At 65.5% G+C, this 23,753-nt stretch carries 24 protein-coding genes and 4 tRNA genes; 14 read left to right on the top strand and 14 right to left on the bottom strand.

Annotation, left to right across the window (positions count from 1 at the left end; translation table 11 throughout):
• Positions 1 to 31: 31 nt before the first annotated feature.
• Together N5C88_RS25125 and N5C88_RS25120 are read left to right on the top strand one after the other, a co-directional pair.
• Positions 32 to 1,000: a tripartite tricarboxylate transporter substrate binding protein gene (locus tag N5C88_RS25125; protein ID WP_280016450.1), complete on the top strand. Its 969-nt coding sequence runs from the start codon at positions 32 to 34 to the stop codon at positions 998 to 1,000.
• Positions 997 to 2,637 (top strand): FAD/NAD(P)-binding protein, encoded by a 1,641-nt coding sequence (locus tag N5C88_RS25120; RefSeq protein ID WP_280016449.1) that lies wholly within the window; start codon positions 997 to 999, stop codon positions 2,635 to 2,637. The genes N5C88_RS25125 and N5C88_RS25120 overlap by 4 nt, the downstream gene beginning before the upstream one ends.
• Here N5C88_RS25120 and N5C88_RS25115 read toward each other — a convergent pair.
• Together N5C88_RS25115 and N5C88_RS25110 are read right to left on the bottom strand one after the other, a co-directional pair.
• Positions 2,546 to 3,310 (bottom strand): IclR family transcriptional regulator, encoded by a 765-nt coding sequence (locus tag N5C88_RS25115; RefSeq protein ID WP_118933688.1) that lies wholly within the window; start codon positions 3,308 to 3,310, stop codon positions 2,546 to 2,548. The genes N5C88_RS25120 and N5C88_RS25115 overlap by 92 nt on opposite strands.
• A 61-nt stretch (positions 3,311 to 3,371) precedes the next feature.
• Positions 3,372 to 3,998: a cysteine dioxygenase gene (locus N5C88_RS25110; protein WP_118933687.1), complete on the bottom strand. Its 627-nt coding sequence runs from the start codon at positions 3,996 to 3,998 to the stop codon at positions 3,372 to 3,374.
• Positions 3,999 to 4,165: 167 nt separating this feature from the next.
• Between N5C88_RS25110 and N5C88_RS25105 the strand changes: the two genes are divergently transcribed.
• The 4 genes from N5C88_RS25105 (at position 4,166) to N5C88_RS25090 (ending at position 6,481) form a co-directional block, all read left to right on the top strand.
• Positions 4,166 to 4,978 carry an NAD-dependent deacylase gene (locus tag N5C88_RS25105; protein ID WP_280016448.1) on the top strand — a complete coding sequence of 271 codons (813 nt, stop codon included), beginning with the start codon at positions 4,166 to 4,168 and terminating at the stop codon, positions 4,976 to 4,978.
• A 109-nt stretch (positions 4,979 to 5,087) separates the two neighbouring features.
• Positions 5,088 to 5,690, top strand: a complete 603-nt coding sequence (locus tag N5C88_RS25100; RefSeq protein WP_118933702.1) for a helix-turn-helix transcriptional regulator — start codon at positions 5,088 to 5,090, stop codon at positions 5,688 to 5,690.
• A 120-nt stretch (positions 5,691 to 5,810) separates the two neighbouring features.
• Positions 5,811 to 6,038: a hypothetical protein gene (locus N5C88_RS25095; RefSeq protein WP_054453154.1), complete on the top strand. Its 228-nt coding sequence runs from the start codon at positions 5,811 to 5,813 to the stop codon at positions 6,036 to 6,038.
• Positions 6,039 to 6,250: 212 nt separating this feature from the next.
• A complete protein-coding gene (locus N5C88_RS25090; protein WP_251881982.1) occupies positions 6,251 to 6,481 on the top strand; it encodes a DUF3079 domain-containing protein in 231 nt (76 codons plus the stop codon).
• A gap of 102 nt (positions 6,482 to 6,583) precedes the next feature.
• Here the strand turns inward: N5C88_RS25090 and N5C88_RS25085 are convergent.
• Positions 6,584 to 6,660, bottom strand: a tRNA-Arg gene (locus N5C88_RS25085).
• Positions 6,661 to 6,995: 335 nt separating this feature from the next.
• On the opposite strand from N5C88_RS25085, the gene N5C88_RS25080 reads away from it, so the two are divergent.
• The 3 genes from N5C88_RS25080 (at position 6,996) to N5C88_RS25070 (ending at position 10,084) form a co-directional block, all read left to right on the top strand.
• Entirely contained in the window at positions 6,996 to 7,685 is a 690-nt protein-coding gene (locus N5C88_RS25080; RefSeq protein WP_118933684.1) for a DUF3313 domain-containing protein, read from the top strand.
• An 81-nt stretch (positions 7,686 to 7,766) separates the two neighbouring features.
• Complete coding sequence (locus N5C88_RS25075; RefSeq protein WP_118933683.1) at positions 7,767 to 9,209, top strand: DUF1254 domain-containing protein; 1,443 nt, start codon at positions 7,767 to 7,769, stop codon at positions 9,207 to 9,209.
• A gap of 98 nt (positions 9,210 to 9,307) precedes the next feature.
• Positions 9,308 to 10,084: a hypothetical protein gene (locus N5C88_RS25070; RefSeq protein ID WP_059372074.1), complete on the top strand. Its 777-nt coding sequence runs from the start codon at positions 9,308 to 9,310 to the stop codon at positions 10,082 to 10,084.
• An 80-nt stretch (positions 10,085 to 10,164) separates the two neighbouring features.
• Here N5C88_RS25070 and N5C88_RS25065 read toward each other — a convergent pair.
• The 3 genes from N5C88_RS25065 to N5C88_RS25055 form a co-directional block, all read right to left on the bottom strand.
• Positions 10,165 to 10,241: transfer RNA gene (locus tag N5C88_RS25065), tRNA-Arg, on the bottom strand.
• A 137-nt stretch (positions 10,242 to 10,378) separates the two neighbouring features.
• Positions 10,379 to 10,455 (bottom strand) — tRNA-Arg (locus N5C88_RS25060).
• An 82-nt stretch (positions 10,456 to 10,537) separates the two neighbouring features.
• Entirely contained in the window at positions 10,538 to 11,332 is a 795-nt protein-coding gene (locus N5C88_RS25055) for an IclR family transcriptional regulator C-terminal domain-containing protein (protein ID WP_059372072.1), read from the bottom strand.
• Between the two features lie 96 nt (positions 11,333 to 11,428).
• Between N5C88_RS25055 and N5C88_RS25050 the strand changes: the two genes are divergently transcribed.
• Both N5C88_RS25050 and N5C88_RS25045 read left to right on the top strand, forming a co-directional pair.
• Positions 11,429 to 12,310, top strand: a complete 882-nt coding sequence (locus tag N5C88_RS25050; RefSeq protein ID WP_280016447.1) for a TauD/TfdA family dioxygenase — start codon at positions 11,429 to 11,431, stop codon at positions 12,308 to 12,310.
• 24 nt (positions 12,311 to 12,334) lie between these two features.
• Complete coding sequence (locus N5C88_RS25045) at positions 12,335 to 13,297, top strand: tripartite tricarboxylate transporter substrate binding protein (RefSeq protein WP_059372063.1); 963 nt, start codon at positions 12,335 to 12,337, stop codon at positions 13,295 to 13,297.
• A gap of 7 nt (positions 13,298 to 13,304) precedes the next feature.
• Here N5C88_RS25045 and mnmH read toward each other — a convergent pair whose 3' ends face one another.
• The 7 genes from mnmH to cysS form a co-directional block, all read right to left on the bottom strand.
• Positions 13,305 to 14,366, bottom strand: coding sequence for a tRNA 2-selenouridine(34) synthase MnmH (mnmH, locus tag N5C88_RS25040; protein WP_280016446.1), 1,062 nt, complete (start codon positions 14,364 to 14,366; stop codon positions 13,305 to 13,307).
• Positions 14,367 to 14,518: 152 nt separating this feature from the next.
• Positions 14,519 to 14,611, bottom strand: a tRNA-Ser gene (locus tag N5C88_RS25035).
• An 86-nt stretch (positions 14,612 to 14,697) separates the two neighbouring features.
• Positions 14,698 to 15,963 carry an aspartate kinase gene (locus N5C88_RS25030; protein ID WP_059372055.1) on the bottom strand — a complete coding sequence of 422 codons (1,266 nt, stop codon included), beginning with the start codon at positions 15,961 to 15,963 and terminating at the stop codon, positions 14,698 to 14,700.
• Between the two features lie 141 nt (positions 15,964 to 16,104).
• Positions 16,105 to 17,079, bottom strand: a complete 975-nt coding sequence (gene tilS / locus N5C88_RS25025; RefSeq protein WP_280016457.1) for a tRNA lysidine(34) synthetase TilS — start codon at positions 17,077 to 17,079, stop codon at positions 16,105 to 16,107.
• Positions 17,080 to 17,230: 151 nt separating this feature from the next.
• Entirely contained in the window at positions 17,231 to 18,196 is a 966-nt protein-coding gene (locus tag N5C88_RS25020) for an acetyl-CoA carboxylase carboxyltransferase subunit alpha (RefSeq protein ID WP_059372051.1), read from the bottom strand.
• A 36-nt stretch (positions 18,197 to 18,232) separates the two neighbouring features.
• Positions 18,233 to 18,877: a DNA-3-methyladenine glycosylase gene (locus N5C88_RS25015; RefSeq protein WP_059372813.1), complete on the bottom strand. Its 645-nt coding sequence runs from the start codon at positions 18,875 to 18,877 to the stop codon at positions 18,233 to 18,235.
• 20 nt (positions 18,878 to 18,897) lie between these two features.
• Entirely contained in the window at positions 18,898 to 20,352 is a 1,455-nt protein-coding gene (cysS, locus tag N5C88_RS25010) for a cysteine--tRNA ligase (protein ID WP_280016445.1), read from the bottom strand.
• A 351-nt stretch (positions 20,353 to 20,703) separates the two neighbouring features.
• Here cysS and N5C88_RS25005 point away from each other — a divergent pair, with 351 nt between their 5' ends.
• The 3 genes from N5C88_RS25005 to N5C88_RS24995 all read left to right on the top strand — a co-directional run bounded on the left by N5C88_RS25005 (position 20,704) and on the right by N5C88_RS24995 (position 22,797).
• The gene (locus N5C88_RS25005) at positions 20,704 to 21,387 is read left to right on the top strand and encodes a tetratricopeptide repeat protein (RefSeq protein ID WP_059372045.1); all 684 of its coding nucleotides are present in this window, start codon (positions 20,704 to 20,706) and stop codon (positions 21,385 to 21,387) included.
• A gap of 134 nt (positions 21,388 to 21,521) precedes the next feature.
• Positions 21,522 to 22,031 (top strand): peptidylprolyl isomerase, encoded by a 510-nt coding sequence (locus N5C88_RS25000; protein ID WP_059372043.1) that lies wholly within the window; start codon positions 21,522 to 21,524, stop codon positions 22,029 to 22,031.
• Positions 22,024 to 22,797 carry a UDP-2,3-diacylglucosamine diphosphatase gene (locus N5C88_RS24995; protein ID WP_059372039.1) on the top strand — a complete coding sequence of 258 codons (774 nt, stop codon included), beginning with the start codon at positions 22,024 to 22,026 and terminating at the stop codon, positions 22,795 to 22,797. Before N5C88_RS25000 ends, N5C88_RS24995 begins: the two co-directional genes overlap by 8 nt.
• Before the next feature lie 87 nt (positions 22,798 to 22,884).
• On the opposite strand, the gene N5C88_RS24990 is transcribed toward N5C88_RS24995, so the two are convergent.
• On the bottom strand, positions 22,885 to 23,748 hold the full coding sequence (locus N5C88_RS24990; protein WP_059372038.1) for an undecaprenyl-diphosphate phosphatase: 864 nt from the start codon (positions 23,746 to 23,748) through the stop codon (positions 22,885 to 22,887).
• Positions 23,749 to 23,753: the final 5 nt, after the last annotated feature.

Here is a 23,753-nt window from a genome sequence, read left to right as displayed (position 1 = left end):
GACGGCCCGCACCAACACCAAGGAGACTTCCATGAAGAAAATGTGGCGCATTGCCCTGACAGGCATGGTGCTGGCTTTGGCAGGCGGCGCGGCCGCGGCCGACAACTGGCCGGCGAAACCCGTGCGCATGGTGGTCCCCTTCCCGCCCGGCGGCGCGACGGACGCGGCCGCGCGCATCTACGCGCAGCACCTGGGCGACTACCTGGGGCAGAGCGTGGTGGTGGAAAACAAGGCGGGTGCGGGCGGCGAAATCGGCGCGGAGTATGTGGCCAAGTCGGCCGCCGACGGCTACACCCTGCTGATGGGCGCCGTGGGCAGCCACGCGATCCACGCGGCCATGCCGGACAAGCCCGGCTACGACTTCGGCACCGCCTTCGTCGGCGTGTCCATGGCGACCAGCATGCCCATGGCCGTGGCGGTGAACAGCAGCAAGATTCCCGCGAAGAACGTGCAGGAGCTGATCGCCCTGGCCAAGAGCAAGCCCGGCACCATCACCTTCGGCTCGGCCGGCCCCGGCACGTCCCAACACATGGCGGGCGAACTCTTCCAGGTCGTGACCGGCACGCGGCTCATGCATGTGCCGTACCGTGGCAGCGGGCCCGCCATCACCGATCTGCTGGGTGGCCAGATCGACATGGTGATCGAAACGCTGCCGGCGCTGCTGCCGCAGGTCGCAACCGGCAAGATCCGTCTGCTCGGCGTCACCACCGCCACGCGCGCCACGGCGCTGCCGGACCTCCCCACGCTCGCCGAGCAGGGCGTAAAGGACTACTCGGTCGCGACCACCTACGCGCTGCTGGCTCCCGCGGGCACGCCGCCCGCCGTGGTGGACAAGCTCTCGGCCGGCATGCAGAAGGCGGCTGCCATGGCTTCCGTGCAGCAAGCCGCGCAGAAGCTGGGCGCCGACGCCGTGGCCACCACTCCTGCCGACACCAGCCGCGTGCTCAAACAGGAAGTCGCCCGCTGGGCCGACGTCGTGCGTTTGTCGGCGGCCAAATGACGGCGCCCGGCACGACACCGCCCGCGGCGGACCTGGCCATCGTCGGCGGCGGCTCGGTGGCCGTCAGCTTCCTGTATCAATTCCTGCTGTCCCTGGAACCGGGCGGCGGCCGGGCGCTGACGATCGCGCTGTTCGAGCCGCAGGCCGAGCCGGGCGCGGGCGAGGCCTACCAGGAAGATCTGCCCAGCAACCTGCTCAATATCCCCGCCGGCAACATGTCGGCGCGGGCCGACCACAGGATGGATTTCGTGGACTGGCTGCGCGCCCAGGATCCCGCCTGGCTGCGCGCGCAAGGCGCGGACTCGATAGCGCCGGCGGACTTCCTGCCGCGGCCATTGTTCGGCGCCTACATGCGCGCAGTCTATGCGCGAGCTTGCGAGCTCGCGCGCGCACAGGGCGTCACGCTCACACACGTGCGCAGCCGTGTCCGACGCGTGGCGCCGCTGCCTGGCTGCGGCGCGCGGGTCGAACCGGAATCGGGTCAGCCCTGCCTGGCGCGTTACGCCGTGCTGTGCAACGGCAACCTGCCCTCGCAGGCCTTTCCGGAATTGCGCGATGCGCCCGGCTACTTCAACAGCCCTTACCCGGTCCAGGCGCTGACGCGCGGTATCGCCGCCGACGCCCCGGTCTGCATCATCGGCACCAGCCTGAGCGCCGTGGACGCCATCGCAGCCTTGCGGCAAGCGGCGCATCGCGGCCCCATCCTGTGCGCGTCGCGCAATGGCCGGCTGCCGTCGGTGCGCAGTCCGCACAATCGCGCTCCGGACGCACTGCGCCGCTTGAGTCCGGAGGGCGTTGCGCGCCTGGCCGCCACGCACGGCGGGGCCCTCTCGCTCGAGGTCATTGCCGCGGCGCTGCGGGAAGAAGTGCAGGCGCTGGACGGCAGTCTGGCAGCCGCAGACGTGTTCGGGCTGGACGGCGAGGCCCGCGCCGCGCTGGACGACGAGATACGGCGGTCCGAACAAGCCGCGCGCCCCTGGCAGGCGGTGGCGGCCGCAACCAATGCCGCCGTGGACCTGATCTGGCATCTCATGCCGGACGCCGAACGCGGCCGCTTCCAGTCGCAATGGCGTTCGCTATGGATGGCGCGGCGCGCCACCTTTCCGATGCGCAACGCGCTGAAGCTGCAAGCCCTGCTCCAGAACGGCCAGTTGCAGGTCAGCGGCGGTTATCTGGACAGCCGCCACGACAGCGCCAGCGGCCTGTTCCACACGCGCTTGCGCGACGCGGCGGGCGCCGTGTCCACCCACGCCAGCCGCTATCTGATCAATGCCACCAGCTTCTCGGTGGACACCGCAAGCACGCAAGATCCGCTGGTGTCCGCGCTATTGCGCGAGGGCCACGCGCAGCCCGATCCCCATGGCGGCCTGGCGCTGGACTATGCCACGGGATGCCTCAAGAACGCCGCAGGCGGGATCGAGCCGGATATCTCGGTGCTGGGCAGCTTGGCGGGCGGCACGTATTTCTGGACCACGTCCATGGACGTGAATGCGCGGCTGGCTCGCGGCCAGGCGCAGCGCATCGGCGCGGCGCTGGCGCGGTCCGCTACTGATCCAGATAGCCCCGGCGATAGCCCATCCCTTGCGAGATGGACTGGGCACAGGCAGCCACGTCCGGCGCCAGCTGCTTCATCCTAGCGGCGCTCAGGCGGTCCAGCGGGCCGGAGATGCCTATCGCGGCCACAGGCTGGTCCAGGCTGTTGAACAAGGTCACGGCCAGCCCGCCCACGCCTTCGCGCCATTCGCCCCGGTTGACCGCGTAGCCGGTGCGGGCGATCTTGCGCAGTTCGTCCTTCAAAAGCGGCATGGACACGATGGTCGAGGACGTGTGGCGCACGAGCTTGTCGGCATAGCGCTCGACATAGCCTTCCGCCTGGTAGGCGAGCAAGGCCTTGCCGGTGGCGACGGCATAGGCCGGCGCGCGTCCGCCCACCATGGAATAGGCGCGTATGGGCTGGGGGCTGTCGATCTTGTCCACGTAGACCACGTCGAAGCCGTCGAGCACCGACAGGTGCACGGTTTCGCCGGTCTGGTCGGCCAGCGTGCGCATGTAGGGCGCGGCCAGCTTGCGCACGTCCAGCTGGGCCAGCTGACGCGCCGCCAGCTCGAACAGCCGTACCGCGCCGCGATAGCCGCCGCCGTCATCGTCCTTGGTCACGTAGCCCGCATGGATCAGCGTCTGCAAGGTGCGGTGCGTGTTGCTGCGGGTCAGCCCGACGCGGGCGGCGAGCGCGTCGATGGTGCGCGGCGGATTATCCACGTCGGTCACCGCCTCCAGCACCATCAGACCTTTGAGCAGCGTCTTGTCCATTGTTTATTTTCCTAATATTTAGGACAAGAAAATAGCATGGGACGCCGCGCGCGAACAGACCCTAGCGTGCGCCCCCGGCAATGGCCGCGCGCACGGCTTCCGAGCGGTCCCACAGGTTGGGCAGGCTGGGCGATGAATAGCCGGACACGAAAGGCTTGGCCTGCCCCGTCGCCGGGTCATATACGTGGCGCGACACGGCGCCGATGTTGCCGCCGTAGAGATGCACGCTGATCGATACGCGGTCGGCGTGGGCGTTGGACACGCGGTGGATGTCGCCTTCGGCCGGCGACAGGCGCTCCACGTCGCCCGGCTGCAAGGTGGTCGGGGCGCCCGCCGGCGTAACGCTGCCGTCCTCGCCGCGAACATAGCGCTGGTTGACCTCCGCCCCGCGCAGCATGCCCACATAACCCCAGACCTCGTGATCATGCACCGGCGTGAACTGGCCCGGCCCCCACACGAAACTCACCAGCGAAAAGCGCTCCAGCGGATCGCAGTGCAGCAGATATTGCTGGTAGTACTGAGGATGGGGCGCGGTACAGGCCTCGGGCAGCCAATCGTCATGGCGCACCAGGTCTGTGAATGCGGCCTGCAGCTCCGGCGTCTGCGCCAGGCCCGTGGGCGTGGCCAGCCGGGTCGCGGCGGCGATGAAGCGGCGCAGCCTGTCCAGGCCGCCTTGAGATTCGGGCATTGCGTCTCTCCGTGAACTCTGGAAATCCCAGATTGAAAAAACAGTATCCACGATTCAGGATGGACACGCATCCTTGCCCCTGCTTCCGCCCGGGTAATCGCGCCTGGCTTTTCTTGACAGGCCCAGGCCCGCGCGTACAGCGTATCGGACTGGCTTCAAGATTGAAAATGAAAAACACGCATCACGATATTCCCCCCACGCTGGCGCAGACGCTGCGCCAGGCGCGGCGCGTCGTCGTCTTCACGGGCGCCGGCGTCTCCGCCGAAAGCGGCATCGCCACCTTCCGAGATGCGCTGACAGGCCTGTGGTCGCGCTTCGACGCACAGGCTCTCGCCACGCCCGAAGCGTTCCGCTCCCACCCCGACCTCGTTTGGGGCTGGTACGAATGGCGCCGCGCGCAGGCCCTGCGCGCCGCGCCGAACGCCGCGCATCGCGCCATCGCGGAACTGGCGCGGCACGTGCCCGAGCTGCTCGTGGTCACGCAGAACGTCGACGATCTGCATGAACGCGCCGGCAGCCTCCATGTCGCGCACCTGCACGGCAGCCTGCACGCGCCGCGCTGCTCGGCCTGCGGCGCCGCTCATGCCTTTGCGCAGGCGTTCCCCGACGAACCCGGGCAAGGAAGGCGCATCGATCCGCCAGCGTGCACGCATTGCGGTGCGCCGGTACGGCCCGGCGTCGTGTGGTTCGGAGAAAGCCTGCCGCATGATGAGTGGGACAAAGCCATGCGGGCCGTCGAGCAATGCGACCTGCTGCTGAGCATAGGCACATCGGCGCTGGTCTACCCCGCGGCAGAACTGCCGCAACGCGCACTGCGCCACGGCGCAACCGTGGCGCAGATCAATCCGGCCGCCACGCCGCTGGACGCGCACGCACACCACAACGTGCGCGGCGCGGCCGCAGCGATCATGCCCAGGTTGCTTGCGGACGCGGGCTTCGGCCCCACCGATTACAGCCCTGCGCGCAGTGAAGATTCGTGAAGATGTCGGGGGCTGATGTGGCGCACAATCATCGACTCAAGTCAGGCGAGGGGAAACCCCAAATCCCACCACCCGCACCCCGGGATACATTGGCGGGATAGGTTTGGCCGTGGAGATTATCATTCCGTTTTCCTGGAGACTTCCCGACGTCTTTGTGCGCTCGCCGGACGGTGTCTTGCACCGTGTGGTGCGCCACGCCACGACCGCGGAAACCATCGCCCAACTCGAGAGCATGCCCAGCAACTATCACCTGGACTGCGAGTGCATGCTCGACAACGGCGAAGCCCTGCACTGGATCGGCGACAACCAATATCGCCAATTGAATGGCGGCGCCATTTTCACCGCCGAAGCCGCCACCACCACGCCTCGGGCCGATTCCCGCAAGAGCGCTGCCGCCAAGAGCAGCCTGCACGACCCCCGCAGAAAATCCGCCCCGCGCAGAACACCCGCGCAGGGGCAGAGTCATTTACCATTAGCTGTCGTCAATCTAAAAACCGGCAACGACTGGAGCCTGATACGCGCCTGGCGCGAGCATCTCAATATCAGCACCGCTGATATGGCTGCACGGCTAGGAGTGGACCACTCCATCTATATCGAACTGGAACGGCCGCGCCCGCGGCCCAGGCAGGTTATCCTGGACCGCGTATCCGAAGCCCTGGGCGTCACTCCCGACCAGCTCGACGATTCATTGTTTGGAGGGCACCTTCACTAGCCTGACGCGGGAACATCAAGCTTCCCGCCCTGGCATACTGAAATGCCCGAACGACTTTGGCGCCGTATATCCAATGGCCCGCGCATGGAGGTATCGCATATGCTCGGCACCGCAAGACGATTGACCGACGTCCTCGCCACCGCGCCGGACGGCACGCTCTACCGCATTGAACGCTTCGTCTCGGACCCCGACGCGTATTCCGCGCTGGGTACCTCGCGCTTCGATCCGAAGACGCATTGCGTATGCCGCACCAGCACAGGCGAAAAAGTCGCGTGGCTGGGCGGACAGACCTACCAGCTGCTCAAGAGCGGCACCTCCTTGACGGCGGTGGACCGACGACGCCACTAGGCGCACGGGGCCGCCGCGCCTGGCCGGGCGGCGCTCTCTCCTCCCGCATTCCTCAAAGCCGCGGCCCGACGCGCGACACTGCGCGCGTCGGGCCGCGGGCGTGGCGCTTGCGCCAGATCAAGGAATTCCGCGCGCGCCCGGCAGTACGCTGGACACATATCTGAAAAGAATGGCGCTGCCGTCGCGGCGTCCTCCGTCAGCAGGCATCCAGCATGGCCAAGAAGTTTCCCTTGCACCCGAAGCACCCCGAACGCATATGCTGGGGCTGCGACCGCTATTGCGCCACCGACTCGATGGCCTGCGGCAACGGCTCCGGCCGCACCATGCACCCCGCAGAGACGCTGGGAGACGATTGGTACACGGTCGGAGACTGGGGATTCGACGACGAAGATGACAAGACCCGGGACCAGGTCCGAGCCGCGGAGCCAGCCCCGACGCACTGAAGCGCGACGCACCGGCGCAATCCGCGCCGCAAGACAAAAAGGCCTTCGATCGAAGATCAAAGGCCTTTCCGTTTTCTTTCGATTTCATCCAAGCAAGAAGCTTGGCGCGCCCGGCAGGATTCGAACCTACGACCCCCTGGTTCGTAGCCAGGTACTCTATCCAGCTGAGCTACGGGCGCTCCGAAAGAGGCGTGTTTATACCATGAAAAATAAAGGGTGCGCAAATCAGGCCGCCCGAAGCCCGCACCCGCGCTGCGCCCGAATCGCGATCCCGGGCCGCGTGCCCCACCTCGGCCACGCGATTCCTTCCACAAAACGCGCACAAAGGGAATAGTTCAGAAAACCCGGTTCACTCGTCCGCGTTGCGAAATTTCACGCTTGGAAAAATAATTGGTTTCCTGTGCATATAGGTCAAAAAATGCGCCCACGAGCGGAAAGCAGCTCTTGCACGGGACCTCTCGCCGACGCCTGCAGTCGGGGCTCTCCTGCCCCCTGTCTGTCAGAAGGAACTTGCATGGACATCAAGAATTCCTCGGGCGCGCTTGTTCTGAGCCTCGCTGCCGCGATCCTGGCCACAGGCTGTTCCACCGCTCCCAAAACGACAGAGTCCGGTTTTCTGCCGGATTACTCGATGCTGCACCAGGCCCCCGCCCCCGATGGCGGGACCCGCCTGGTCTACCTGAATCCCGACTTCAACCCATCGCGCTATACGGCAGTCTGGCTCGATCCCATCGAGTATTACCCGGAACCTCGGCCAACCGCGGACGTTTCCATGGAAACCCTCACAGAGATACGCGTAGCGGTCGACGAAACGCTGCGGCGCAAGGTCGGCGAACAGGTGAGGCTGGTCGATCGCGCCGGGCCTGGCGTCGCCCATATACGCATCGCCATCACCGCGGTGGGAACCTCGGAGCAGGCGCTGCGGGCCTATCAATACATCCCCGTCGCGTTGGTAATGACCGAAGCCCGCGCCGCCCTGGAAGGAGGCATGGCGCGCAACGCCAGCGTCGCCATCGAGTCCCGGGTCACGGACAGCATGTCGGACGAATTGCTATATGCGTCAGTGCGGGGCGGCACGGGCGAGAAAGTCGCCAACGCCACCCAAGGCGCGGGCGGCGTTCGCCTGTCCAAGCTGCAACCCCTGATCGATGAATGGACCGCCGGCGCGGCCCGGGAAATCGGCAAGTACGTCCGACCACGCTAGAGCAAGGCATCACGCGGCACGGCCTGGCCTGTGCCGCGGCACTTCGTGCTTTTCAACCCATGAGTCCGTTGGAGTGATCCCATGAAGCTAACACGCCGCACATTGAACGCAGGTGGCCTTGCTCTGCTCGCCACCAGCGCCCTGGGCGCAGTCGCCCGGGCCGCCGATGGTCTGATCGCCGATCTGCCCGAAGGCGACGAGCAGTTCGGCTTGGCAACCGATGTCTACATCTACGCCTACCCCCTGGTGACCATGGAGATGACCAGAAGAGTCATCACCAACGTCGCGGAACCCAAGGGCACGCGGGCGCCAATGGGGAATCTCATCAAGCTGCGCCAGTACCCCGACGCCAAGTTCCGCGACGTGACCGCGCCTAACGCCGACACGCTCTACACCACTTCTTTCTTTGATGTCGGCGACGAGCCCTGGGTCGTCAGCCTGCCCGACATGAACGGACGCTATGCCCTGTTTCCGATGCTGGACGGCTGGACGACGGTGTTCGACGTGCCCGGCAAGCGCACCACCGGCACGGGAGCGCAAACCTTCATGGTCAGCGGCCCCGGATGGGAGGGCTCGATTCCGCAAGGCATGGTCCAGTACAAATCCCCCACCAGCATCGTCTGGCTGCTGGGCCGCATCTACTGCACCGGCACGCCGGAAGACTATGCGCAAGTGCACAAGCTGCAGGACGAAGTGAAGCTCTGTCCCTTGAGCGCTTGGGGCAAGGACTGGACCCCGCCCGCGGGCAAGGTCGACCCCGCCATAGACATGAAGACCGCGGTACGCGAGCAGGTCAACAACATGGACGCGGTCGAGTACTTCACCTTGTTCGCGCAGTTGCTCAAGCGCAATCCGCCCAACGCCGCCGACGCAGCCATCGTCGCGAAGATGGCCGCGATAGGCATCGTGCCGGGGCAGGACTTCGACAAGAGCCAGCTCGACCCCGACATCGCGAAGCGGGTCCCGCAGGTGGGCTTCGGACGCATCATGACGCACTTCAAGTCCAGCGGCGGCGACATCCAGGACGTCGATGGCTGGGGCTACACGACCAAGACGGGCATCTACGGCACCAACTACGTCCAGCGCGCCCTGATCACCGCGATCGGCCTGGGCGCCAACCGCCCGCAGGACGCCATTTATCCCACTTCCCTGAAGTCAGACACCGGCGCCGTCAGACGCACCTACAACGGCTCGGAGAAGTACGTGCTGACCTTCAAGAAAGGGCTTACGCCGCCAGTCTCCGGCTTCTGGTCGCTGACGATGTATGACGCGCGCTACTTCTTCGTCGACAACCCGCTGAACCGCTACTCGATCAGCGCGCGCCAGCCCCTGAAGGCCAAGCCCGACGGCTCGATCGACCTGCTCATACAGCATGAATCGCCCGGCGCCGACATGGAGTCGAACTGGCTGCCTGCGCCCAAGGGCCCATTCATCCTGATGATGCGTCTTTACTGGCCCAACGAAAGCAACCCGTCCATCATCGACGGCTCCTGGACCATCCCTCCGGTAAGGCGGGTCACCTGACACCTGGGTTGCGTCGCACCGGCCCCTGGCCGGCTTTGCGCTCACCGCAGGCGTGATGGATGCGCTTCGTCACGCCTGCAGTTTGGGGAGGGTTTGCAATGAAAAAGAAAATCACGGGCTGCCTGGTCTGCGGACTGCTGCAAGCCGGGACCGCGCTGGGCGCCGAAGCGGAGCCTGCTCCCGCAGCGGGGACCCTGCCTTCGAACGAATGGCAATTCTCGGTCACGCCCTACTTCTGGGCTGCCGGCCTGTCCGGCAAGACATCCCAATCACGGTCGCCCGTCATCGATATCCACGCGGGCTTCGACAAATTGTTCGACAACCTCGACTTCGGCGCCATGCTCATCGGCGATGCGCGCAAAGGACGCTACAGCGTGTTCGGCGACCTGATCTACACCAAGATCGGCACGCAGGGAGATACGCCGCGCGGCATCCTGGCCTCCAGCGCGGACGTGAAAGCCTCCACGTTCGCGGGACTGCTCGGGGTCGGTTATTCCTTGCTGGAAAACTCACCGCATCAACTCGACGTTGTCGCAGGCCTGCGCGTCTGGTCGGTCGACACCGACATCACGCTCAAGGGCGCGCACCTGGATGGCAGAACGCGCAGCGACGGCGCCACGTGGGTCGACGGCCTGGTGGGCGTGCGCGGAAACTACATGCTGAGTTCGAAGTACTACATCACCGGCTGGGGCCTGATCGGCGCGGGCGGCGCCGAGGCGGATTGGGATGTGGGCCTGGGCCTCGGCTACAACTTCAGCAAGAATGTCTCGGCGGCGATAGGCTATCGCGCACTGGGCGTGGACTACAGCAGCGGCGGCTTCAAGTTCGACGCGGTGCTGCAAGGACCCATGGCGGGCCTGACGATCCGCTTCTAGATGGCGGCGCAAAACAAAAAGGCCTTCGATCGAAGATCAAAGGCCTTTCCATTTTCTTTGCTGTATTGGCCAAGTGAACTTGGCGCGCCCGGCAGGATTCGAACCTACGACCCCCTGGTTCGTAGCCAGGTACTCTATCCAGCTGAGCTACGGGCGCTCCGGCAAAGAGGCAAAATTATATCAGAAAAATCTTGCCGTTTTTACTACTCTTGCTGCTTTTGCAATTCAGACGGGACATTCAGTCTCGTTGTTCAACTCAACACCGGTTGATTAAAACCAATGCGGAATCAAACTTGGCGCGCCCGGCAGGATTCGAACCTACGACCCCCTGGTTCGTAGCCAGGTACTCTATCCAGCTGAGCTACGGGCGCATTTGCGTTTAAAAGCAAGCCTTGAATAATAGCGTTATTTCATGAAGCGCGCAAGTCGAGTGGCTATCCAAAGCATGATGATTCACGCCAATGCCTTGCTGATCTGATCCGCGGTGTCGCGCAGTTGCGGCAGGAACTTGCCGACAATCTCGTCGCGCTCGTGCCTTGCCAGGTTCAGGCTGGTCGTCAAGGCAGCCACCACCCGCCCCCTCTCGTCCTTGATCGGCACCGCCAACCCGCAAATGCCCAGTTCCAGGTGTTCGCTGGCCAATGCGTATCCCGTCCTTGCCGCGTCATCAACTGCCTGACGCAAAGGCGCGGCCTCGACCAAGGTGTATTGCGTATGCCGCGCGAATGGGGCCTTGGCAATGAAGGCTTCGCGCTCCTCGACGCTTACGCCCGCCAACAGCACATGTCCGCTCGACGTGGCATGCGTGGGCAGGCGTTCGCCCACGCCCAGACGCCGTGAAAGCGGGCTCGGCATTTCCGCGCGTGCCACATAGACCACGTCTGCGCCGTCCATCACCGACACCGTGCAGATTTCGCCCGTCTCGCGCATGAACTCCTCGACCGCATACCGCGCGATATCGCGCCAGGACAGCGACGACAGGTAGGCATAGCCCAACTCAAGCACAGCCGGCGCCAGGCTGAACTTGCGCTCGTCGTTGCGCGCATAGCCGAGCGTCACCAGCGTGTACAGCAGCCGCCTGGCGCCCGCCGGCGTCAGGTTCGCGCGTTCCGCCACTTCGCTCAGCGTCAGCGCCTGATGGCCAGGCCCGAACGCTCTGATGACGGCCAGGCCGCGCGCGAAGGCCTCGACGAACTGATCGCTGCCCTTGGGTAAACCCCAGGTTCGTTCGCTCGGATTATTGGGCATGATTATTTCGATATAAGAAATATTTTTCGATAGTCGAAAAATAATAGCACGCCAGTCGGTGCATTTGCGTAGATGGCATGCCATCGGAGGAATCGAATGATGGAAATCACCCCCGTCCACGCCGGCTTTGTCGCCGAAGTGGCCAACATCGACTTACGGACTGCCTTGCCGGCAGACGACATCGAGGCGTTGCGCGATGCCCTGGATCAATTTGCAGTGCTCGTGGTGCCAGACCAGCCGCTAGACGAAGCCGGGCAGATGGCCATCGCGCGCCATTTCGGCCCCCTGGAAACGTCGGTAGGCGCGTCGGTTTACAACGCCCATCGTCCCCGCAGGCTGAACCATGCCGAACTCTCCGACATATCCAACCTCGATGAACGCGGCGGCATTCTCGATCAGGGCGACGTCCGCCGCCTGATCAACCTCAGCAACCAGCTCTGGCATACCGACAGCTCCTTCAAGCGCACACCCGCCAGCGTGTCCTTGCTGTCCGCCCAGGAAATTCCGCCCGTCGGCGGCGCCACCGAATTCGCCGACATGCGGGCGGCATGGGATGCCCTGGACGAAGCGCGACAACAACGCCTGTCCCCGCTGATTGCGGTGCACGACTACTTCCACTCTCGCGGCCTGACCGACTTCGACGTGGGATCGGTGCCACCCGCGTGGCGCGAACTCCAACCGCCGGTGCGACAGGTATTGGTGCGCCAGCACGTCGCCACCGGACGCCGCTCCCTGTACATCGCATCGCATATCAGCGGCATAGAAGGGATGGACGACGACGCCAGCCGCGAACTGATAGACGAGCTCATGGCTTTCGCCACCCAGCCGCAATTCGTCTACCGGCACCGCTGGCGCGCCAACGACCTGGTTCTTTGGGACAACCGCTGCACCATGCACCGCGGCGCCGGCTTCGACGAGAAGTACCGCCGCTCGATGCGCCGCGCAACGGTGCAGGACATCGGCCCGACCGTCGCCTGAACCCACACCAGCGAGATCCCCAAAATGTCCAACACGATGAAGCAACTGGCCGCGGCGTTCGCCATGGCGGCCGCCTGTTTGAACGCCAGCGCCGCATTCCCCGACAAGCCGATCAATATGGTGGTTCCATTCGGCGCCGGCTCGGCAACCGACACGCTGGCGCGCGGCGTCGCCAAAGGCCTGAGCGAAAGGCTGGGCCAACCCGTCACGGTGGAAAACAAGCCCGGCGCCGGCGGCGGCATAGGTGCCGCGTATGTGGCCCGCAGCGCGCCCGACGGCTATACGCTGCTGATGGGCACCAACGGTCCGATGGCGGCCAACGCCAGCCTCTACCAGCATTTGCCTTATGACCCGGTCAAGGACTTCGCGCCCGTCGCGTTGATGGGCCGCCTGCCCATGATCCTGATCGGCAACAACGGCGCGCAGGCAAAGACGCTTCCGGAACTGGTCGCCGCAGCCAAGGCGCAACCCGGCGCGATCAATTTCGGCGCCAGCAACACCACCGCGCGAGTCTGGGTGGAACTGCTCAAGCGCATGGCGGGCATCGACGTGACGACCGTGCTTTACAGCAATGTCGGCGGCATGATGACCGACCTCATGAGCGGACGCATCTCCTACGCCTTCGAGAACGTCGGCCCCTCATTGCCGCAGGTCGCCGCGGGCAAAGTCCGAGCCCTGGCCGTGACCACGCCGCAGCGCGCCCCTTTCGCCGCCGACATTCCAACGGTGGCCGAGAGCGGCCTGGACCAGCATGAGCTGGTGGTGTGGTTCGCGATGTTCGCGCCGCGCGGCACGCCTGCTTCCGTGGTCGAGCGCATCAATGCCGAGGTCAATCAGGTGCTTGCCACCGCCGAACTGCGGCAACTCTCCTCGCAGATCGGAATGACGCCAGCCGGAGGCGGCCCTGCGGATCTCAAGACCTACCAGGAAGACGAGGTCAAGAACTGGCGCAAGCTGGTCGACATGACCGGCGTGCGCATCGATTGAACGCGGCTCAGGCGCTGCCCGCCCCATCCAGCCGCGCCAGCAGCGCCCTTGCCTGCTCCACCACGTCGCCATCATTGGGCCGGAACTCAAGCCGCAGCGCCTGCGGCAATTGCGTGAAGTGCGCGTGGCAGCTGCGCGCATAGGCCGGATCGTAGTGCCGGTCTATGAGCTCCTGCGCCAGCTCGGCGCGCGCGCCGCTGTCGACCAAGGCCAGCCAGCCGTTCACGCGCTCGCGGCTGTGCAGGCCTATCATGCGTTGCAACTGCGCCTTGAGCGATTCGGGATCGTCGAACAGATGCGCGTAATCCTGCCGCAGAAAGGCAGCGCGATCCTCGCGGCTGGAGCGGACCTCGACACACGGACTGGCGTGCACAGCAGCCAATAACGCGGCGGGCAAGGCGACCGCGCCGATCTTGCGGCTCTCCGCCTCAACGAACACAGGTCGCGACGCGTCGAACGCGCGCAGGCGCTGCGCCAGCCGCGTGTCGAAGCCCTTTTGCGAGGGCTGCGCGACACCAGCCCAGGCGCCCAGCAATGACCCGCGATGCGCGGCCAGTCGCTCCAGGTCCAGCGTCTGCGCGCCGGCCTGCTCCAACGCGCTCAACAAGCGCGTCTTGCCGCTGCCGGTGGGCCCGGCCAGCACGATGTAGCGCAAACCCGCCGGCAGGCTATCCAGCGCGTCCAGCGTGGCCTGGCGATAGGTCTTGTAGCCGCCGTCCAGTTGCCGCGCGCGCCACCCTATCATGTTGAACATCGTCGTCATGGAGCCGGAGCGCGTGCCGCCGCGCCAGCAATAGATCAACGGCCGCCAACCCTGGCGCCGGTCGGCGAAGGTCGTGTCCAGATGCGCGGCGATGTTGCGCGCCACCAGCGCCGCGCCGACGCGCGAAGCCTCGAAGGGCGAGACCTGCTTGTACAGCGTGCCCACCACCACGCGCTCTTCATTGCTCAGCACAGGCGCGTTGATCGCGCCGGGAATGTGGTCATCGGCGAATTCGAGCGGCGTGCGCACGTCGATGACTTCATCGAAGTCGTGCAGCCGGTCAAGGGGAGCAAGCAGGTGCTTCAAGGGATCTGCGCCACAAAGGGAATCGGGAATTTTCTCACGCGACGCAGGCTCGCTCACGAGCGCGCTTGGCGCCCATGAAAAAACCCGCAATCACTTGCGTGATTGCGGGTTTTTTATCTCCGGTGCTGACCGAAGCCAGATCGGAGAGAATCTGGCGGAGATGGTGGGATTCGAACCCACGATGCAGTTTTTAGCCACATACTCCCTTAGCAGGGGAGCCCCTTCAGCCTCTCGGGCACATCTCCGAAGAGAACGAGATTCTAGCACGACTTTTTTCACTCTTGCCCGTTATCGGGCACTTATTGAAAAAAAATCGTGCCGGAGTCTTGAATCAAGCCTTTTCGGCAGGCGCCTGGTCCAGGCCGAAGGCCTTGTGCAGCGCGCGCACGCCCAGTTCCATGTACTTGTCGTCGATGATCACCGAGGTCTTGATCTCGCTGGTGCTGATCATCTGGATGTTGATGCCTTCTTGCGAAAGCGTCTGGAACATCAGGCTGGCCACGCCCACGTGCGAGCGCATGCCGATGCCGACGATGGAGACCTTGGCGACCTTCTCGTCGGTGGACAGTTCACGCGCGCCCACGGCGGGGATGACTTCGCGCTTGAGCAGATCGACGGCGCGGGCGAACTCGTTGCGGTTGACCGTGAACGAGAAGTCGGTCGTGCCAGCCACGGACTGGTTCTGCACGATCATATCGACGTCGATGTTGGCGGCGGCGACCGGACCCAGGATGGAGAAGGCGATGCCGGGCTTGTCCGGAACGGCCAGCAAGGTGATTTTGGCTTCGTCGCGGCTGAAGGCGATGCCGGAGACAACGGCGGCTTCCATTTTTTCGTCTTCCTCAAAAGTAATCAGCGTGCCCGAGACCATTTCTTCTGCGAGCGGGATAAGCGGGTCGGTCAGCGAGGACAGGACCCGGACCGGCACACGGTATTTGCCGGCGAATTCAACCGAACGGATCTGCAGGACCTTGGAACCCAGCGATGCCATTTCCAGCATTTCCTCGAAGGAAACGACGGCCATGCGGCGCGCTTCGGGCACCACGCGCGGATCGGTCGTATAGACGCCGTCCACGTCGGTGTAGATCAGGCACTCGTCGGCCTTGATGGCGGCCGCCACGGCCACGGCCGAGGTATCGGAACCGCCGCGGCCCAGCGTGGTGATGTGGCCTTCCGGGTCGACGCCCTGGAAGCCCGTAACGATGACCACGCGGCCGGCGTCCAGATCGCCGCGGATGCGCTCGTCGTCGATCGACGTGATGCGCGCCTTGGTGAACGACGAATCGGTGCGCACGGGCACTTGCCAACCGGCATAGCTGCGCGCCGGCACGCCTTCGGCCTGCAGCGCGATGGCCAGCAGACCGCTGCTGGCCTGTTCGCCGGTGGCGGCGATCATGTCGAGCTCGCGGCTGTCGGGCTGCGGCGTAATCTCGCGCGCCAAGCCGAGCAGGCGATTGGTCTCGCCCGCCATCGCCGACGGAACAACGACAACCTGGTGGCCGGCAGCGTGCCACTTCGCGACGCGACGCGCCACGTTCTTGATGCGCTCGACCGAGCCCATCGAAGTACCGCCATATTTGTGAACGATCAGGGACATCTCGTACTCTGGCTGGGAACCCGCCGCAAAAGGTTGACGGGCAAAGCCGTATATTCTAGCGCGGCGGTAAAAATTTGCGCAGCTTGTGCAAAATTCTGTCCACGCCGCGATTTTTTGGGGACATCGGCGGCGCTGATCCGCCTATTCCCGGGGTTCGACCCAGACCCTGCCCCGGTGGCAGCGGATGACGTGGCCGGCCTGCTCCACCCGCAACTGGCGGTCATGGCCCAGGCTATGCAGCCCGCGCAGCTGCCGCAGCAGATCGCGCATCCTGGCATCCGTCGGCATGCGGGCGCCATTGCGTTCCAGCCAATGGCGCAGCACGTGCGCCTGGCGCGCCTCGGACAGCCCGCGCCACGCCTGCAGCGAAAAGCTGGCGCCGTCCGCGGAAGGATCGAGCGTGGCGAAGTCGTCGCGCGCCACCTCGTCCAGGATCTCGGCCGCCTCGCCCATGTGCCGCGCATGGCGCGCGACGATGGCGCGCCACCCGGGCCAGCGGGCATCGAGCGCCGGCGCCAGCAATTCGCGCAGGGCGGCGCGGGTGTAGTGGGGATCGGTGTTGGTGGGGTCCTGCACCGGACGCCAGCCGCTGGCTCGCGCCACCGCGTCCGCCGCATGCAGGATCGCCTCGCGGCCGATTTCCAGCCAGGGTCGCAGGTAGACCAGTCCATCGCGCCGGGACAGCGGCGCCATGGCAGCCATGCCAACCAGCCCGGTGCCGCGCAGCAGACGCAGCAGGACCGTTTCCGCCTGGTCGTTGCGATGATGGGCCAACAGGATATGCGTCACGCCCTGCTCTTGCGCCAATTGCGCCAGCGCCGCGTAGCGGGCGTCGCGCGCGGCCGCCTCGATGCCCTTGCCCGCCGCCTGCGCCACCTGCACGCGCGCGACCGACAGAGGCAGCGCGAGCATGTCCGCCAGCGCACGCGCATGCTGCGTCCATGCGTCGGCCGCGTCCTGCAAGCCGTGGTGCACATGGAACAGCGCCAGATCCATGCCCAGCTCGCGCGCCACGGCGGCCGCGTGCACGGCCAGCATGGCCGAATCGGCGCCGCCGCTCAACGCCACGGCGATGCGCGCCGGACGTTCGGGCAAGGCCTGCAAGGCGCGGCGCAAGGCCGCGGCCAGCTCGGCCGACACGGGAAGGGAATGAACTACGCCCGCCACGGCCCGATGCGGAGTATCGGACGCTGGGCGGGCGTTCATGGCGGGATGGCGCGTGGCGCTAGGCCGCGGCGCCGGCAGGCACGCCGGCGCCCTGCCTGCTTCAGGCGCGCACTTCCTGGTAGGCGCCGTAGGACAACAGGCGCTGGACGCGCTGCTCCACGAGCTGCTCGGGCGTCATGCCCTGGAGCTGGCGCAGGGCGTCGCCCAGCGCGCGGCGCAGCAGGCGGGCCATGACGCGCGGATCGCGATGGGCGCCGCCCACGGGTTCGTTGACCACGCGGTCCACCAGGCCCAGGTCCTTCAGGCGCGGCGCGATGATGGCCAGGGCCTCGGCGGCTTCAGGCGCCTTGTCGGCGCTGCGCCACAGGATCGAGGCGCAGCCTTCCGGGGAAATCACGGCGTAGGTCGCGTATTGCAGCATCAGCACGGCATTGCCCACGGCGATGGCCAGGGCGCCGCCCGAGCCGCCTTCGCCGATGATGGTGCAGATCACGGGGACCTTGAGCTCGGCCATGGCATAGAGGTTGTGGCCGATGGCTTCGGACTGGCCGCGCTCTTCGGCGCCGATGCCGGGATAGGCGCCCGGAGTGTCCACGAACGTGAACACGGGAATGCCGAACTTCTCGGCCAGGCGCATCAGGCGCAGGGCCTTGCGATAGCCTTCCGGACGCGGCATGCCAAAATTGCGGGCGGCGCGTTCCTTGGTGTCGCGTCCCTTCTGGTGGCCGATGACCATGCAGGGCGTGCCGTTGAAGCGCGCCAGGCCACCGATGATGGACTGGTCGTCGGCGTACATGCGGTCGCCGTGCAGTTCATGGAAGTCAGTGAACATTTCGCGCACGTAGTCCAGCGTGTAGGGGCGCTGGGGATGGCGGGCGACCAGGGCCGTCTGCCAGGGCGTGAGCTTGGCGTAGATTTCCTTGGCCAAGGTCTGGCTCTTCTGCTGCAGACGTCCGATCTCGTCGGAGATGTCTACGGCCGAATCGGCCTGCACGTAGCGCAGCTGCTCGATCTTGTTCTCAAGCTCGGCGAGCGGTTGTTCGAATTCCAGAAATGTATTGCGCATGTAGTGTGGTTCCGTAGATGGGCTGCCTGGCTTGCGTCAGTATTGGACCGGAGTCGGATCCAGACTGCGCCACAGATACCAGGTGGCCACGGTACGCCAGGGTTGCCACGCCAACGAGACTTCGCGAGCCTCGAAGCGAGAGACAGGCTCGCCGCTGAAATAGTGTAGCGAGATTGCCTTGAGCAACCCAGGATCATCCAGCGGCAGAACATCAGGCCGCTGCAGATTGAAAATCAAAAACATCTCCGCCGTCCAGCGGCCTATGCCCCGGATGGCGGTCAATTCGGAAATGACGGCTTCGTCGTCCATTGCCGCCCATTTCTCGGGATGGACCCGGCGCTCGCCGAAATGCACGGCCAGGTCCAGCACGTACTCGGCCTTGCGCTGCGACAGCCCGGCCGCGCGCAAGCCTTCCAGGCCGACGCGCAGCACGGCGACGGGCGTGGGGCGCTTGCCCACGGCCTCGATGAACTGGGTCCAGACGGTGTCGGCCGCCTTGCTGGACACCTGCTGCCCGATGATCGCCCGCGCCAGCGTCACGAATGGCGTGCCGCGCGAAGTCAGCCAGACTTCGGGATGCTGGGGGATGACCTTCTTCAGGATGCGGTCGCGCCGCATCAGATGGGCTACGGCGGCTTCCCAATACTCGGGCTTGGGAATGTCGAGGTCGGCGGTGGACATGGCGGGCGGGTCCTGCGGGTTCAAGCGCGACGCCATTGCGTCACGCCGCCCGGCTTGTCGTCGAGTTCGATGCCGGCTTCGCGCAGCTCCACGCGGATGCGATCGGCTTCGGCGAAGTTGCGGGCCGCCTTGGCGGCCGCACGCGCGTCGATCAGGGACTGGATCGCCTCGGCGTCCAGCGCGCGGCGCTCGCCCTGCTCCATGGCTGCCGCCGAATAACGGGTGGGCGATTGGAAATAGGCTGCGGGATCCTGCTGCAGCAGGCCCAACAGGGACGCCAGCGCCTTCAACTGGCCGGCGCTGCGCGCGCTCTTGTTGCGGTTGGCGTCGGAGGCCAGCTCGAACAAGGCCGCGACCGCGCCCGAGCTGTTGAAGTCGTCATCCATGGCCGCCTTGAAGGCCTGGGCCTGCGGCTCGTTCCAATCGATGCCCTGGGTGTCGGCAGGCACGTTCTGCAGCGCCTGGTACAGGCGGTCGAGCGCGTTCTGCGCGTCGATCAGATTGTCCGGCGTGTAGTTCTGCGGGCTGCGGTAATGGTTGCGCACAATGAAGAAACGCACCATTTCCGCTTCGCGCGGGTTGACGTCATAGACGGCCTGGTCGGCGGTCGGCTCTTGCCGGGCGATGGTCTGGCGGATGGTGCGGAAATTGCCCAGGGACTTGGACATCTTGTCCGAGTCGACCATGAGCGGGCCGCAATGCATCCAGATGTTGGCCAGCACGCCGCCGAAAGCACCCTCGGTCTGGGCGATCTCGTTTTCATGGTGCGGGAACTTCAGGTCCGGACCGCCGCCGTGGATGTCCAGCGGCAGGCCCAGCAGCGACTTGCTCATGGCCGAGCACTCGATGTGCCAGCCCGGACGGCCCAGGCCATACGGCGATTCCCACTTGGTGTCGGCCGGCTCGTCCGCCTTGGCGGACTTCCACAGCACGAAATCCAGCGGATCGCGCTTGGCCGAACCCACCGCCACGCGCTCGCCGGCGCGCAGGTCGTCCAGCGTCTTGCCGGACAGCTTGCCGTAGCCGGGAAAGCCGCGCACGGCGTAGTTCACGTCGCCATCGTCGGCCTGGTAGGCCAGGCCGTTCTGCTCGAGCTTGCCGATGATGTCCAGCATCTCGCCGACGTACTCGGTCGCGCGCGGTTCGCGGTCCGGCGTCTGGACGCCCAGCGCGCGCTCGTCGGCGTGCATGGCGTCGATGTAGAACTCGGTGACTTCGCCGATGCGGCGGCCGGTCTCGACGGCGCGGCGGATGATCTTGTCGTCGATGTCCGTGATATTGCGCACATAATCGACCGCCAGGCCGCTGGCGCGCAGCCAGCGCTGCACGATGTCGAACGACACCAGCATGCGGGCGTGGCCCAGATGGCAAAAGTCATAGACGGTCATGCCACACACGTACATGCGCACCTGACCAGCCTGGGCCGGCTTGAACGGTTCTTTGGTACGCGACAACGTGTTGTAGATTTGCAGCATGGCGCTTATAGGCTTTATCTAAGTTTTCCGTGGCGGTTGCGGAAAGTTGCTGCCGAAGGAAAATACCTTCGGCGCGTGCCGCCGGGTCGGATGTCGATCCCGCCGATTTCGATCCTGCGATTTCGATCCCGCGGTTTCGATCCCGATCTCGGCTTCGGGCCATAATCTCACTGGCGCCGGCCGTTCCGAACCCGCATTTCGAGCCCGCATTCCATCAACGATATCCTGGGGCTTCGTCCCCGATGTCGAGCCAAAACTCAACCGGGGCTAAAATGGCGGTCGTCAAGTATAGCAAGCGGCCCGGTCGCGCGCGTAAGCGTCGGCCTGCCAAGACTTTTAACGGATGCCCAAGTGACTATCAAGCCGCGCTTTCGCGTCGCCCTGCTCGCCCTGGCCCTTGCGGGCGCGCCGGTTGGAGCCTCTCTGGCCCAGTCGATGGCCGGCGGCGGTGGAACCAACCCCAACGCCAACCGCACCACCCTGGATCCCATCCCGCCCGAGGGCGGCTGGGATAGCCTGGCCAAGCTGCTGGAAGCCGCCAAGCCCAGCGTCGACACCCGCCTGACGCCCTCGGCCTCGCAGATCACGACGCACATCGAGCGCCTGCTGAACCACGGCGACAACGCGGAAGCGCTTGCCATGATCGAAAAGCGCCAGGAGCAGATCAAGGACCAGCGCGGCACCGACGTGCAGCTGATGTTCCAGCACGCCCGCGCGCTGGCGGCCCTAAACCGCACCAGCGAAGCCATCGACGTCTACACCGAGATGACCAACCGCTTTCCGGAGCTGCCGGAACCTTGGAACAACCTGGGCGCTCTATATGCAGGGCGCGGCGAACTCGACCGCGCACAGGACGCCCTGTCGATGGCCCTGCGCGCCGACCCCAACTATGCCGCCGCCCGCGCCAATATGGGCGATCTGCAGCTTCTGCAGGCCTTGAACACCTACAAGAAGGCCGCCGCCGACGGCGTGCCCGGCATGCAGGAAAAGGTCCGAGAAGTCGAAACCATGCTGAAGGATAAACACGGCAAATGATGTCCCGCTACTCCCCCCTACACCTGCTGCGCCTGACGGCGTGCTCGTTCGCGCTGGCTGCATTCGCCCCAGCGCTCGTCAGCGCCGCCCCTGCGGCCAATTCATCCACCTCCACCTCTGAAGGCACAAAAGCCATGAGCACCAACCCCCGCGTCAAGCTTCAAACGAACCAAGGCGACATGGTCATCACCCTGGATGCCGCCAAGGCTCCCAAGACCGTCGAAAACTTCCTGACCTACGTCAAGGAAGGTTTCTACAACGGCACGGTGTTCCATCGCGTGATCGATGGCTTCATGATCCAGGGCGGCGGCTTTGAGCCCGGCATGAAGCAGAAGCAGACCCATGCCCCCATCGAAAACGAGGCCAACAACGGCCTGAAGAACGACAAGTACACCCTGGCCATGGCCCGCACCAGCGATCCGCACTCGGCCACGGCGCAGTTCTTCATCAACGTGTCCAACAACGACTTCCTGAACTTCACCGCGCCCACGCCCAACGGCTGGGGCTATGCCGTGTTCGGCACCGTGACCGAAGGCACGGACGTGGTCGACAAGATCAAGGGCGTGAAGACCGGCAACAAGGGCTTCCACCAGAACGTGCCGAACGACGACGTGATCATCGAGAAGGCCGAAGTTCTTGAATAAGATCACGCTGTCCGGCCCCATCTGGCTGGCGTCCGACCTGCATCTGGGGCCGGCCACGCCGGCCACCTCGGAGGCCTTCCTGGCCTTCCTGGAGGCCGCGCGGGAGGAAGCCGGCGCCCTGCTGCTGCCGGGCGACATCTTCGATGCCTGGATCGGCGACGATGTGATCCGCGCCGCGCCGCCGTGGCTGGCCACGGCGCTGACGGCGCTGCGCGACACCGCCAGCCGGATTCCGGTCTGGCTGGGCCGCGGCAACCGCGACTTCCTCATCGGGGAAGAACTGGCCCAGGCCCTGGGCGCCAAGCTGCTGCCCGAACCGGCGCTGCTGGAAACAGACTATGGGCAAATCCTGCTGACCCACGGCGACGAGTTCTGTACGGACGATGCCGCCTACCAGCAGTTCCGCAAGATGGTCCGCGATCCGCGCTGGCAGGCCGAATTCCTGGCCAAGACGATCCCCGAACGCCTGGCGATGGCGCAGCAGGCCCGCGGCGAAAGCCAGGCTGCCAACCAGATGAAGTCCATGGAGATCATGGACGTCAACGCCGCCGCCATTGAATCCGTCTTCCGCGAAACCGGCGTGCGCGTGCTGGTGCATGGCCATACCCATCGCCCCGCCCGCCACGTGCTGGAAGTGGACGGCAAGAAGCGCGAGCGCTGGGTCCTGCCCGACTGGGACTGCGACCATGTCTCGCCCGCCCGCGGCGGCTGGCTGGTCATCGACCAGGACGGCCTGCAGTTCTACGACCTGGAAACGGAAGCGTAGCCCTCGGGCGCGCCGCCACGGAAAACAGCAAGGGCCGCGCAAGCGGCCCTTGTCATTGCTGCAGCCGGCGCCATGCCGGCCGTGCCATCAGCGCGTGAAGATCCAGGCTGCGACGACGCCGCCGAAGATGATCCGGTACCAGGCGAACACGCGATAGGTATGGTTGGCGACGAAGCGCAGCACGGCGCGCACCACCACCATCGCGCTCAGGAACGCGGCCACGAAGCCCACGGCAATGCCCGCCAGATCGTGCTGCGTGAGCAGATCCATGTTCTTGTACATGTCGTAGACCGCCGCGCCCAACATCGTGGGCATCGCCAGGAAGAACGAGAACTCGGTGGCCGTCTTGCGCTGGATCCCGGCGATCATGCCGCCGATGATGGTGGCGCCCGAACGCGAGGTGCCCGGGATCATCGCCAGGCATTGCGCCACGCCCACGCCCAGCGCCTGCTTCCAGGAGATCTGCTCCAGCGTGCGGGCCGTGGCGCGCTCATCCGAGGCGGTATCGTCGGCCGCGCCCGGCATGTCGCCCGGCGTATGGTGCGTCTTGCGCTCCACGTACAGCATGATCAGGCCGCCCAGCACCAGGGTCACGACCACCACGGCCGGGTGGTAGAAGACGCTCTTGATGGCCTTGATGAAGATCGCCCCGATGACGGCGGCCGGCAGGAAGGCGATGATCAGGTTGCGGGTGAAGGCCACCTCGCTGGGCACGCCGGTCAGGGTGCCGCGGATCAGCGTCAGGAGGCGGGCGCGGAACACCCACATCACCGCCAGGATGGAACCCAGCTGGATCACCACCTCGAACACCTTGCCCTGGCTGGATTCGAAATTGATCCAGTCGCCCACCAGGATGAGGTGGCCGGTGCTGGACACGGGAATGAATTCCGTCAGGCCCTCGATGATGCCCAGGACGAAAGCTTTGATCAGGTATAGGGTGTTTTCGGTCACGATGG

Source organism: Achromobacter sp. GD03932, from assembly GCF_029839485.1.
GTDB lineage: Bacteria > Pseudomonadota > Gammaproteobacteria > Burkholderiales > Burkholderiaceae_B > Achromobacter > Achromobacter bronchisepticus_A.
This window is presented reverse-complemented; position numbering and strand designations above follow the sequence as displayed.